The organism is Allotabrizicola aquatica (SeqCode), assembly GCF_965194375.1.
Taxonomy (GTDB): Bacteria; Pseudomonadota; Alphaproteobacteria; order Rhodobacterales; family Rhodobacteraceae; genus Tabrizicola_A; species Tabrizicola_A aquatica.
Window position 1 is genome coordinate 368,445 of record NZ_CBDAEL010000001.1, and the last position, 11,046, is coordinate 379,490.

The window sequence follows — 11,046 nt, forward strand, 5'->3', positions numbered from 1 at the left end:
AAGAATCGTTTTGCCGTCTGCTTTCGGCGGCAGAAAAACCGTGCAACGGCGCGCAGCTTTGCTACCAATTCAAGCAGGGCGACACCCTGTCGCGGCGTTGCGGGGAGGCAAAGCCATGAAAAAACTGATCGCAATGATCTGCGTGGTCAGCTGGGCTGGGTTTTGGGCCTTTGGTTATTTGGCGCTGTCGGCCCAAGATTTTGACAGCGGGCAGGTGATGCTGGCAGCACTGTTGGCCTTTGTCGGCATGGTCAGCGGTGTCTTTGCCTATATGTGGCTGGCGCGCACCTACCCGGACGACTATCGCCGCGCTACACCGAGCGCGTGATCCCGCCATCCACCCGCAGGTTTTGCCCGGTGATGTAGCCTGAGGCGTCCGAGGCGAGGAAGCTGACGGTTCCGGCGATTTCCTCGACCCGGCCATAGCGGCCCATGGGGATGCGGGCGCGGAACTCTTCCTTTTCGGGCAGGGAGTTGATGAAGCCCGGAAGCAGGTTGTTGATGCGGATGCCTTTGGGGGCGTATTTGTCGGCGTAAAGCTTGGTGAAGGCCGAGAGCCCCGCGCGTGCGACGCCCGAGGTGGGGAAGGCCGGGTCGGGCTCGAACGTGGCAAAGGTGGTGATGTTGATGATCGACCCGCCGGTGCCTTGGGCTTCCATGATCGGTGTCACGGCGCGGATGGGGCGGACGGCAGAGAGGAAATAGATGTCGATGCCCTGATGCCAGCCCTCATCGGTGATGTCGAGAAGGGCGGCGCGGGGGCCGTGGCCTGCGGAGTTGACCAAGACATCGATGCGGCCAAAGCGGGCCATGGTGGCATCAACCAGACGCTGCACATCGTCGTTCGACTGGTTTGATCCGGTGATGCCGACGCCGCCAAGTTCGGTGGCCAAAGCCTCACCCTTGCCGGAGGAGGACAGGATGGCCACGGCAAAGCCATCGGCCGCCAGACGCCGTGCAGCCGCCGCCCCCATGCCAGAGCCGCCTGCCGTGATGACCGCAACCTTTTGCATTTCCGCCCCCATGGTGATTGTCTGGGTGAACGGTGGCACGGGGGCGGGTCCGTCGCAAGGGATCATGCGGGGGCGGCCGGGGTGCGGTAAACAGGGAGAGGGGCCATGCGGCAGGGCAAGCGCAATCTGATCACCGATGTCGCGGGGCTGCGTGTGGGCCATGCGGTGGATGCGGGTTTGCGGTCGGGCTGTTCGGTGTTGGTGGGGGATCGGCCGTTTACGGCGGCTGTCCATGTGATGGGCGGGGCGCCTGGTACACGGGAGACGGATTTGCTCGCCCCCGACAGGCTGGTGCAAGAGGTGGATGCGCTTGTGCTGTCGGGCGGGTCGGCCTTTGGTCTGGATGCCTGTTCCGGGGTGGCGGATGGGTTGCGCGCCATGGGGCGCGGCTTTGCGGTGGGCGATCAGCGGGTGCCGATTGTGCCGGGGGCGATCTTGTTTGATCTGTTGAACGGTGGCGACAAGGGGTGGCAGCGCAATCCTTATGCCGATTTGGGTCTGGCGGCCTTCCGTGCGGCGGGGGCGGAGTTTGACTTGGGCAGCGCCGGGGCCGGTTATGGCGCGCTGACGGGGCGGTGGAAGGGCGGGCTTGGTAGCGCCTCCGCCGTTTTGGAGAGCGGGATCACGGTGGGGGCGCTGGTGGCCGTCAATGCGCTCGGCTCGGCCACCATCGGCGAGGGCCCGGGGTTCTGGGCGCATCCGTTCGAGCTTGGGGGTGAGTTTGGCGGGTTGAGGGCCGCTGGCCGTTATGATGCTGCAGCGGAACCGGAGCCAATGAAGCGGATGGGGGAGGCCACGACGATTGCGATTGTCGCCACCGATGCGCGGTTGACCCAAGCCGAGTGTCTGCGGCTGGCGACGGCGGCGCAGGATGGGATGGCGCGGGCCTTGGTGCCGTCACATACGCCCTTGGATGGCGATCTGGTCTTTGCCGCCGCGACAGGGGAGCGGGTGATGGCTGATCCCTTGCGCGATACGTTCCAGATGGGCCATGCGGCGGCAAGTTGCCTTGCCCGCGCGATTGCGCGCGCGGTTTATGAGGCGAGCCCGATGCCGGGGGACAGACAGCCCGCTTGGGCGCGGGTGTACGGGCGGCGCTAGGTTAGCTGGACAAGCCGCCCGCCAGATCGGGCATGTCGAGCGCCGAGAAGCCGTAATGGCGCAGCCAGCGCAGGTCGGATTCAAAGAACGCCCGCAGGTCGGGGATGCCGTATTTCAGCATGGCGATGCGGTCGATGCCCATGCCGAAGGCAAAGCCCTGCCATTCATCGGGATTGACGCCTGCCGCAGCCAGCACTTTGGGGTGCACCATGCCGGAGCCGAGAATTTCCATCCACTTGTCACCCTCGCCGATGCGAAGCTGGCCGCCGACGTTGGAATAGCGGATGTCCACTTCGGCCGAAGGTTCGGTGAAGGGGAAATGCGAGGCGCGGAAGCGCAGTTCGACCTTGTCCACCTCGAAGAAGGCGCGGCAAAACTCTTCGAGCGTCCATTTCAGGTTGGCCATCGAGATATCGCGGTCAATCGCCAGACCTTCGACCTGATGGAACATCGGGGTGTGGGTCTGGTCCATGTCCATGCGGTAGACGCGGCCCGGGGCGATAACGCGGATGGGGGCGCCCTGTTCGGTCATGGCGCGGATTTGCACGGGGCTGGTGTGGGTGCGCAGGACGTGGGGCGGGCGGTCGTCGCCGGCGTCGCGGTGCATGAAGAAGGTGTCATGTTCCTGCCGGGCAGGGTGTTCCGGCGGGATGTTCAGCGCGTCGAAGTTATACCAGTCGCTCTCCACCTGCGGGCCTTCTGCGACGGCAAAGCCCATGTCGGCGAAGATCGCCGTCAGTTCTTCCATCACCTGAGACACCGGGTGGATGGTGCCGCGGGGCCGGGGGCGGCCGGGGAGCGTGACATCCAGCCATTCTTCGCGCAGGCGGGCATCAAGGGCGGCATCGCCAAGGGCCATTTTCTTGGCACGCAGGGCGGCGTCGATCTCATCCTTCAGGACGTTCAGCATGGCACCGGCGGCTTTGCGCTGGTCGGGGTCCATCTTGCCAAGACCGGCCATCAGCGCGGAAATCTCGCCCTTCTTGCCAAGGGCGGCGACGCGCAATTCTTCCAGCGCGGCCTCGTCAGAGACGGTGGCAACCGCTGTCAGATATTTGGCCTTCAGATCGTCAAGCCCGTCCATCACGCGCCTCCTTTGAATGGCATTGGTGCTAGCGGGAAGGTTCCGCCGATGCAAGAGGCCGAAAGGGGCGTTTTGGGGACGGTGGATCAGGCCGCCCGGCGCAAGGCGGCGGCGATCAGATGCGGGCGATTGGCGTGAAAGCTGTAGGCCGATGGCACGATCCCGCGTTTCAGCCCGCAGGCGGGCAGGGGAAGGGGCGCTTCGGCGGTGAAGAGCGTTTCGATGGTGGCCTGATCGTCGGGCATCACCGGCAGCCGGGCTTCGGCCTGCGACAGCGAGAGGCGTTGGTGCAAATCAATGCAGAAGGCGCGGGCGGCGGTGTCATCCATCGCGGGCGGGGCATAGATGTGCAAGCCCGCTTTCAGCGCGCGGGCCAGAAGGAGGAGGCCGGTCGCGCGGTCCATGTCGGGTTGCCGCACGATCCAGTGGGCGGCCAACAGCACGTCGATGGTGGCGTTCGGGTCGTCAAATTCGACACCGCGGGCAAAGGCATGCCAGACCTTGGGGCCTTGGGTTTCCATCCAGGCTTTCAGGCCATTGGGCAGGGGAAGGGCGCCCGTTTGTTCACTCTTACGCATCACATGACCTCCTATGGGTTCATGACTGCAGTGGTTGTGGACAAAGGCGGCACAATTGCGGTGGATTGGGGGAATTTTCGCAACAATGGGGCCGTGGCGGCCCGTTTGTCTTGCTGCGGCTGGGGCCGTGGGCCGCCTAAGCCCGTGACCGCGATCACGCGATCTGACGACTGTGTCACTGCGCTGAAACAATGGCATCTGGCCCAGACCGCCCTGCGTTTCGCTCAGGACGAGGCAATGATGCCGGTCGTTTTTCAGCAGGGAGTGCATTATGAAATTGAAGCTTACCTTGGCCATGCTGGCCTTTTCGACAACCGCCGCGCAGGCGGACTCCATCACCGCTATCGCGGCGGCGGATGAGCGGTTCTCTACACTTGTGGCGGCGGTTACCGCTGCGGGTCTGGCCGAGACGCTGGCGGGTCCCGGTCATTTCACCGTGTTCGCCCCGGTCAATGATGCCTTTGCCGCCCTGCCTGCGGGCACGGTTGAAACCCTGTTGAAGCCCGAGAACAAAGGGCAGTTGACCGATATTCTGCTGTATCACGTCGATGACCGCAATTTGCCCGCCGCCGCTATTCCAGCCGGGTCCAACTATTTCAAGCCGATGCTGACCAGCCAGCGGCTGTGCATCACGGCAGGCGCTGATGGTGTGACGATTGCCGACGGCACGGGCGAGGTGGCCAATGTGATCATCGCCGATATTAAGGCCGACAATGGTGTGATCCATGTGATCGACAAAGTGCTGCTGCCGGGCAAGCGCCCTGCCTGCCACTAAGCGGGCGGCTACGGATCAAAGCGCCCATCAGAATGGGATCTGGTGGGCGCCTCTATGTTCTCGTTTCCGTGGATGGCCCGGGTTTAGGAGCCGTCGGCGGCCATCAGCGCCTTGATCAAGGCTTGGGCGTCGGGGCTGTCCCAATGGGCGTCACCGATCAGGCGGCCGACTTCGTGGCCTTCGGGGTTGACGATCACCGTGACCGGCAGGCCCATGACGCCCATGGACCGGGCGAGTTCGGATTTCGGATCGCGCAGGTTTTCAAGGTTCGCAATGGCGGCCTCGGTGAAGAAGCGGTCAATCGCGATGGGGTCGTTGCGCCCGGTTGCCAAGGGCACGACCGCAATCTCGGGCATGGCGGCTTGCAACCGATCCAGCGCGGGCATTTCCTCGCGGCAGGGGGGGCACCATGTGGCCCAGAAGTTCAGGACCACCCATTTGCCCTGAAACTCGGCCATCGCGCGCGGGGCGTCGGCCATGTCGATCAGGGCGGCGTCTGGAAGGGGGGCGGGGTCGGACAGGACCATTTTGGCCATGTCGCCCGTCATAAAGGCCGACATATCAGCGTGGGCCGGATTTGCACCAAGCATCAAGGCCGTATAAAGCACCGCAAGAGCGTTTCGCATTCTTCCCCCAACAGGCCAGATCATGACCCAATCCAAAGACACCGCCGCGAACACCATGTGGGGTGGGCGCTTTGCCTCGGGCCCCGATGCCATCATGACGGCGATCAACGCCTCGATCGGCGTTGACCAGCGGCTTTATGCGCAGGACATTGCCGGATCGCGCGCCCATGCCGCCATGTTGGCCGCGCAAGGTATCATTAGCGATAGCGATGCGGCGGCGATTGGGGAAGGGCTGCTCACGGTCTTGTCAGAGATCGAGGGGGGGAAGTTTACCTTTTCGACCGCGCTGGAGGATATTCACCTGAACGTAGAAAGCCGGTTGACCGAGATTGTCGGTGAGGCGGGCAAGCGGTTGCACACGGGCCGCAGCCGCAACGATCAGGTGGCGGTGGATTTCCGGCTCTGGGTGCGCGACCAATGCGATGCGGCGATTGTGGGGCTGACCGAATTGATGCGGGCGTTCTTGGCGCAGGCCGAGGCGGGGGCTGATTGGGTGATGCCGGGCTTTACCCATTTGCAGACCGCCCAGCCGGTGACATGGGGGCATCATATGCTGGCCTATGTCGAGATGTTCGCCCGCGACCGCAGCCGGTTTGAGGATGCGCGCAAGCGGATGAATGAGTGCCCCTTGGGCGCGGCGGCTTTGGCGGGGACGTCTTTCCCGATTGATCGCCATGCCACGGCCAAGGCGCTGGGCTTTGACCGGCCGACGGCGAACAGCCTTGATTCGGTCTCTGACCGCGATTTTGCGCTGGAGTTTCTGGCGGCCAGCAGCATTTGCGCCATGCACCTGAGCCGCTTTGCTGAGGAATTGGTGATCTGGTCCAGCGCCCAGTTCCGCTTTGTGCGGCTCTCGGACAAGTGGACGACGGGCAGTTCCATCATGCCGCAAAAGAAGAACCCCGATGCGGCCGAGTTGCTGCGCGCCAAGCTTGGGCGGATCTTGGGGGCGACGGTGGCCTTGTTCACCATCATGAAGGGTCTGGCGCTAACCTATTCCAAGGACATGCAAGAGGACAAAGAACAGACCTTTGACGCCGCCGACACGCTGATGCTGGGGTTGGCGGCGATGACGGGGATGGTCAGCGACATGACCGCCAACCGCGATGTGCTGCGGGCGGCGGCGGCGAGCGGGTTTTCCACCGCGACCGACCTGGCCGATTGGCTGGTGCGCCGCTTGGGCCTGCCGTTCCGCGATGCCCACCATGTCACGGGCACGCTGGTGGCGATGGCGGAAAAGGCCGGGATTGACCTGCCCGACCTGAGCCTCGCGCAGATGCAAGGCGTGCATGCGGGCATCACGGCCGAGGTGTTTGAGGTGTTGGGCGTTGATAATTCGGTGCGCTCGCGCATGTCATATGGCGGAACCTCGCCGGTGCGGGTGGCCGAACAGGTGGCGCGCTGGAAGGCGGCGCTGGGCTGAGGCAGGATTGTGGCCGGAACGATGTGACTTTAGTTTAAGCCGCGGCATGCGGCCCTGACGCGGATATGAAAAGACTTGTGCGCGGTGTTTGATAGGCTATCGATCAAGCCATGGATTTGGCCGATTTTCCCGGTTCTGCTCGGACGACAAGGATCACCATGAAACCCGTTTCCGCATTTATTCTGCTTGTCACGCTGGCCGCTTGCGGTGCCGATGGTCTGCCCGAAGCCCCGACGGCGCTGTCGTCCTCCGGCTCTGGGATTACGGTGACGGGCTGCGCCTCGGCGGGCGTGACGATGGGTGCCCCCTCGACCGATGGCCCCGTGCGCTGCTGATTGCGGCGCGGGCGGCTTCTGCTATATCCGGGCGTGACAACTTTGGGGCGGCACGCGCATGGATCATTTCATCTATAAATCCGGCATTCTTTATGCCGAGGATGTGGCGATCCCCGATATCGCCGCTTCGGTGGGCACGCCGTTTTATGTCTATTCCGCGGCGACCCTGACACGGCATTATCGGCTGTTCACCGAGGCGCTGTCGCCCTTGCCGCATCAGGTGTGCTTTGCGATCAAGTCGCTGTCCAACATCGCGGTGTTGAAACTGCTGGGTGATCTGGGCGCGGGGATGGATGTGGTGTCGGGCGGCGAATACCGCCGGGCCAAAGCGGCGGGTGTGCCGGGGGATCGGATCGTGTTTTCCGGCGTGGGCAAGACCCGCGAAGAGATGCGGCTGGCCTTGGAGGGCGGAATTCGCCAATTCAATCTGGAATCCGAGCCCGAGATGCGGGCCTTGTCCGAGGTGGCGACGTCGATGGGTGTCGTGGCGCCTGTGACGGTGCGGGTGAACCCCGATGTCGACGCCAAGACCCATGAAAAGATTGCCACCGGCAAATCGGACAACAAGTTCGGCATCCCGATTTCCCGCGCGTCTGAAGTTTACGGCGAAATTGCCCGTCTGCCCGGCCTAAAGGTGGTGGGGATTGATGTGCATATCGGCAGCCAGCTGACCGATCTGGCCCCCTTTGAAGAGGCCTTCCGCAAGGTGGCGCAATTGACTGAAACCCTGCGCGCTGAGGGTCATACGATTGACCGGCTGGATCTGGGCGGCGGTCTTGGGATTCCCTACACGAGGTCCAATGAAGCGCCGCCCTTGCCCACCGATTATGGCGCGCTGATCAAGCGGACCGTCGGCCATCTGGGCTGTGAGATTGAGATTGAGCCTGGGCGGCTGATTTCCGGCAATGCCGGGATTTTGGTGGCGGGCGTGATCTATGTGAAACAGGGCGAGGGACGGGATTTCCTGATCCTTGATGCCGCGATGAATGATCTGGTGCGCCCGTCTATGTATGGCGCGCATCATGACATCGTGCCGGTGATTGAACCGTCGGCGGGTGGGCCCTCGGCGGGCTATGATGTGGTCGGCCCGGTGTGCGAAACCGGCGATACCTTTGCCAAGGGGCGCGGCTTGCCCACGTTGGCCGAGGGGGAATTGGTGGCATTTCGCTCGGCAGGCGCTTATGGTGCTGTCATGGCCAGCGAATACAACACGCGGCCGCTGATTCCAGAAGTTCTGGTGCAGGGCGATCACTTCGCCGTCATCCGGGCGCGACCGACATTTGACGAAATCCTTGCACGCGATACCATCCCAGAATGGTTGTAACCCGGCGGAGGGCCTCACGCACCGAATGGATGACCGCGCGAAAGCCACGCTGAGACAAATCGAGACCCCGCTGCGGCTGACGCTGGTGGGGCTTTGGGCTGAGCGGTTGGTGCGGGCGTTCTGGCCGCTGTGGACGCTGGCGATTGCGGTTTTGGCGGCATTGGCCTTTGGGTTGCAGGATCATCTGCCTCTGGAGGCGCTGTGGTTTGGCGCGGTCTCGGCGTTGGTGGGTTTGGTCTGGGCTGGGGTTCACGGGCTGCGCGCGTTTCGCAGGCCGACCCGGGTGGAGGCCATGGCGCGGCTGGACAGCCGCTTGGCCGGTCAGCCCTTTGCGGCTTTGCAGGATACTCAAGCGATTGGCGCGCAGGACCCCGCCTCACAGGCGGTGTGGGCCGCGCATTTGGCACGGATGGCCGAGCGGGCGAAAGGCGCAAAGCCGGTTGAGCCGGATCTGAAGCTGGCGGCGCGGGACCCTTTTGCGCTGCGCTATCTGGCGCTGACGGCGCTGGTGATGGCGCTGATCTTTGGGTCGGTCTGGCGGCTGGGGTCGGTGTCGGCACTGGCACCGGGCGGCGGGGCCACCGCGCTGGCCGAGGGGCCGACGTGGGAGGGCTGGCTGAAGCCGCCCGCCTATACGGGAAAGCCGACGCTTTATCTCAACGACCAGACCGCCGCCGCGCTGGAACTGCCCACGGGCACCAAGCTGCAACTGCGGTTCTATGGTGAGCCGGGCAATCTGATTTTGGCGGAAACCGTGTCGGGACGAACCGAGGCGGTGCCTGCCTCGGAGCCTGTGCAGGATTTCGTGCTGGTGCAAAGCGGCAAGCTCGCGATCGAAGGACCGGGTGGGCGGAAGTGGGTGATTACCCTGACCCCTGATCGCGCCCCCACCATCACCGCCGAAGGTGAGATTGACCGCGAGCGCGGCGGGCGGTTCAAGCAGCAGTTCAAGGTCAGCGATGACTATGGCATCACGCGCGGTCAGGTGACCATTGCGCTGTATCTGGACAAGGTGGACCGCCGCTTTGGTCTGGCCGCCGATCCGGCTGACGTGGCCCCGGTGGTGCTGGACCTGCCCTTGCCGCGCAAGGGCGACCGCGAGGAGTTTGTCGGCACGCTGGTGGATGATCTGTCGCAATCGGTTCTGGCCAATCTGCCGGTGACGCTGACCTTTGCCGCAAGCGATGCCGCAGGCCAGGATGGGGTTTCAGCGCCGGTGGCCGTGACGCTGCCGGGCAAGCGGTTCTTTGACCCGGTTGCGGCGGCCCTGATCGAGATGCGGCGTGATCTGATGTGGGCGCGCGGCAATGGCCCGCGCACGGTGCAGGTCTTGCGCGCCATCACCCATGCGCCGGAAACGGTGATCACCAACGAAAAGGCGTGGCTGCGGCTGCGGGTGGCCATGCGGCGGCTGGAGGCGGAGGCGGCAAGCCTTTCCCCCGAGCTGCGCGACGAGGTGGCCGAAGAGCTGTGGCAGATTGCGCTGATGGTGGAAGAGGGCGATCTGAACGACGCCAAGGAACGGCTCAAGCGCGCGCAGGACCGGCTGGCCGAGGCGATCCGGCGCGGGGCGAGCCCGGAGGAAATTCAAGAGCTGATGGATGAGATGCGGCAGGCCATGGATGATTACATGGACCAGTTGGCCGAAAACATGGAAGAGCGCACGCCCGAAGAGCAATCGGCCGATGGCGGGGCGACCATGACCGAAGATCAGCTTCAGGAAATGCTCGAGCGGCTGCAGCAGTTGATGGAAGAGGGCAAGACCGCCGAGGCGGCGGAGTTGTTGGCGCAGATCCAAGAGATGATGGAAAACATGCGCATGGTGCAGCAGGACGGGCAGGGCGAGGGCCGGGGCAGCCGTGGCCAGCAGGCGATGCGCGATCTGGGCGAGACGATGCGCGGCCAGCAGGGCCTGTCGGATGATGCGTTCCGCGACATGCAGCGCGGACGGCAGGGAGAAGCGCTGGGCGAGGGCCAAGACGGCGAGCCTGGCGAAGGCCAAGAGGGCGGGCAAAGCCTTGCCGAGCGGCAAGAGGATTTGCGCCGCCAGTTGGAACAGCTGGAGCGCGAGGGCAATCTGCCCGGCGCTGGCAACGAGGCCGGCGAGGCCGGGCGGCAGCGGCTGGAAGATGCGCGCCGTGCGATGCGCGAGGCCGAAGAGGCGCTGCGCGATCAGGATCTGCCCGGCGCGCTGGACCGTCAGGCCGAGGCACTTGAGGCGCTGCGCGAGGGCATCCGCGATCTGGGCGAGGCGATGGCGCAGGACAATCGTCAAGAGGGCGAGGCGCAGGGTGGCCGTCAGGCCAACCGCGAGGATCCGGCAGGCCGCGACCCCTTGGGTCGCCAGCAGGGCAACAGCCTGCGGATCGGGTCGGATGACAACCTTCTGAGTGATGAAGATGTCTATCGCCGGGCTGAGGAATTGCTGGACGAAATCCGCCGCCGGTCGGGCGATCTGAACCGGCCGGAAGGCGAGCGTGATTATCTGAAGCGGTTGCTCGAATCGTTCTGACACTCGCGGCTGGGGCCAAGCGGGCCTTAGCCGTGGGGCGACAGCAGCACAGCCTGAGCCGCCGATCCAAGGCGGTTCACGACGGTGATGAACAGCAGCGCCGTCATGCCCATGATGAGGCACAGCCTGACCACCGAGAGGCGTTTGCGATTCTGAGGTGTTGTCAGCATTGGGTCCATGACCCGGTTCTACACGCTATGGTGCGCTGAATTGAGGCAAATCAGACCGGTTATCCGCGACAGCCTGTTTCCCATCCGGAAACCGCGTGCCCAATG

At 64.2% G+C, this 11,046-nt stretch carries 12 protein-coding genes; 7 read left to right on the forward strand and 5 right to left on the reverse strand.

Annotated elements, in window-relative coordinates:
* Nucleotides 1-115: 115 nt before the first annotated feature.
* Nucleotides 116-328 (forward strand): hypothetical protein, encoded by a 213-nt coding sequence (locus AC72UB_RS01775; RefSeq protein ID WP_505188241.1) that lies wholly within the window; start codon nt 116-118, stop codon nt 326-328.
* Here AC72UB_RS01775 and AC72UB_RS01780 read toward each other — a convergent pair.
* Nucleotides 312-1,013, reverse strand: coding sequence for an SDR family oxidoreductase (locus AC72UB_RS01780; RefSeq protein WP_505188242.1), 702 nt, complete (start codon nt 1,011-1,013; stop codon nt 312-314). The two genes, AC72UB_RS01775 and AC72UB_RS01780, sit on opposite strands and share 17 nt — an antisense overlap.
* A gap of 105 nt (nt 1,014-1,118) precedes the next feature.
* Here AC72UB_RS01780 and AC72UB_RS01785 point away from each other — a divergent pair, with 105 nt between their 5' ends.
* Nucleotides 1,119-2,114 (forward strand): P1 family peptidase, encoded by a 996-nt coding sequence (locus tag AC72UB_RS01785; protein ID WP_505188243.1) that lies wholly within the window; start codon nt 1,119-1,121, stop codon nt 2,112-2,114.
* A gap of 1 nt (nt 2,115) precedes the next feature.
* On the opposite strand, the gene pheS is transcribed toward AC72UB_RS01785, so the two are convergent.
* Together pheS and AC72UB_RS01795 are read right to left on the reverse strand one after the other, a co-directional pair.
* Nucleotides 2,116-3,198 carry a phenylalanine--tRNA ligase subunit alpha gene (gene pheS, locus AC72UB_RS01790; RefSeq protein ID WP_505188244.1) on the reverse strand — a complete coding sequence of 361 codons (1,083 nt, stop codon included), beginning with the start codon at nt 3,196-3,198 and terminating at the stop codon, nt 2,116-2,118.
* 86 nt (nt 3,199-3,284) lie between these two features.
* Complete coding sequence (locus tag AC72UB_RS01795; protein WP_505188245.1) at nt 3,285-3,776, reverse strand: hypothetical protein; 492 nt, start codon at nt 3,774-3,776, stop codon at nt 3,285-3,287.
* Between the two features lie 271 nt (nt 3,777-4,047).
* Between AC72UB_RS01795 and AC72UB_RS01800 the strand changes: the two genes are divergently transcribed.
* Nucleotides 4,048-4,551 carry a fasciclin domain-containing protein gene (locus tag AC72UB_RS01800; protein ID WP_505188246.1) on the forward strand — a complete coding sequence of 168 codons (504 nt, stop codon included), beginning with the start codon at nt 4,048-4,050 and terminating at the stop codon, nt 4,549-4,551.
* An 83-nt stretch (nt 4,552-4,634) separates the two neighbouring features.
* Here the strand turns inward: AC72UB_RS01800 and AC72UB_RS01805 are convergent, their stop codons facing one another.
* Nucleotides 4,635-5,177: a TlpA family protein disulfide reductase gene (locus AC72UB_RS01805; protein ID WP_505188247.1), complete on the reverse strand. Its 543-nt coding sequence runs from the start codon at nt 5,175-5,177 to the stop codon at nt 4,635-4,637.
* 22 nt (nt 5,178-5,199) lie between these two features.
* On the opposite strand from AC72UB_RS01805, the gene argH reads away from it, so the two are divergent.
* The 4 genes from argH to AC72UB_RS01825 all read left to right on the forward strand — a co-directional run bounded on the left by argH (nt 5,200) and on the right by AC72UB_RS01825 (nt 10,771).
* Nucleotides 5,200-6,600, forward strand: coding sequence for an argininosuccinate lyase (argH, locus tag AC72UB_RS01810; RefSeq protein ID WP_505188248.1), 1,401 nt, complete (start codon nt 5,200-5,202; stop codon nt 6,598-6,600).
* 158 nt (nt 6,601-6,758) lie between these two features.
* Nucleotides 6,759-6,935 (forward strand): hypothetical protein, encoded by a 177-nt coding sequence (locus AC72UB_RS01815; RefSeq protein WP_505188249.1) that lies wholly within the window; start codon nt 6,759-6,761, stop codon nt 6,933-6,935.
* Between the two features lie 58 nt (nt 6,936-6,993).
* Nucleotides 6,994-8,259 carry a diaminopimelate decarboxylase gene (lysA, locus tag AC72UB_RS01820; protein WP_505188250.1) on the forward strand — a complete coding sequence of 422 codons (1,266 nt, stop codon included), beginning with the start codon at nt 6,994-6,996 and terminating at the stop codon, nt 8,257-8,259.
* A 25-nt stretch (nt 8,260-8,284) separates the two neighbouring features.
* Complete coding sequence (locus AC72UB_RS01825; RefSeq protein WP_505188251.1) at nt 8,285-10,771, forward strand: TIGR02302 family protein; 2,487 nt, start codon at nt 8,285-8,287, stop codon at nt 10,769-10,771.
* A 26-nt stretch (nt 10,772-10,797) separates the two neighbouring features.
* Here AC72UB_RS01825 and AC72UB_RS01830 read toward each other — a convergent pair whose 3' ends face one another.
* Nucleotides 10,798-10,950, reverse strand: a complete 153-nt coding sequence (locus tag AC72UB_RS01830) for a hypothetical protein (RefSeq protein ID WP_505188252.1) — start codon at nt 10,948-10,950, stop codon at nt 10,798-10,800.
* Between the last annotated feature and the right edge of the window lie 96 nt (nt 10,951-11,046).

Bases quoted from the DNA above. Each gene is read 5' to 3' on its own strand.
- AC72UB_RS01775 (WP_505188241.1), top strand. From the start codon at position 116: ATGAAAAAACTGATCGCAATGATCTGCGTGGTCAGCTGGGCTGGGTTT.
- AC72UB_RS01780 (WP_505188242.1), bottom strand. From the start codon at position 1,013: ATGCAAAAGGTTGCGGTCATCACGGCAGGCGGCTCTGGCATGGGGGCG.
- AC72UB_RS01785 (WP_505188243.1), top strand. From the start codon at position 1,119: ATGCGGCAGGGCAAGCGCAATCTGATCACCGATGTCGCGGGGCTGCGT.
- pheS (WP_505188244.1), bottom strand. From the start codon at position 3,198: ATGGACGGGCTTGACGATCTGAAGGCCAAATATCTGACAGCGGTTGCC.
- AC72UB_RS01795 (WP_505188245.1), bottom strand. From the start codon at position 3,776: ATGCGTAAGAGTGAACAAACGGGCGCCCTTCCCCTGCCCAATGGCCTG.
- AC72UB_RS01800 (WP_505188246.1), top strand. From the start codon at position 4,048: ATGAAATTGAAGCTTACCTTGGCCATGCTGGCCTTTTCGACAACCGCC.
- AC72UB_RS01805 (WP_505188247.1), bottom strand. From the start codon at position 5,177: ATGCGAAACGCTCTTGCGGTGCTTTATACGGCCTTGATGCTTGGTGCA.
- argH (WP_505188248.1), top strand. From the start codon at position 5,200: ATGACCCAATCCAAAGACACCGCCGCGAACACCATGTGGGGTGGGCGC.
- AC72UB_RS01815 (WP_505188249.1), top strand. From the start codon at position 6,759: ATGAAACCCGTTTCCGCATTTATTCTGCTTGTCACGCTGGCCGCTTGC.
- lysA (WP_505188250.1), top strand. From the start codon at position 6,994: ATGGATCATTTCATCTATAAATCCGGCATTCTTTATGCCGAGGATGTG.
- AC72UB_RS01825 (WP_505188251.1), top strand. From the start codon at position 8,285: ATGGATGACCGCGCGAAAGCCACGCTGAGACAAATCGAGACCCCGCTG.
- AC72UB_RS01830 (WP_505188252.1), bottom strand. From the start codon at position 10,950: ATGGACCCAATGCTGACAACACCTCAGAATCGCAAACGCCTCTCGGTG.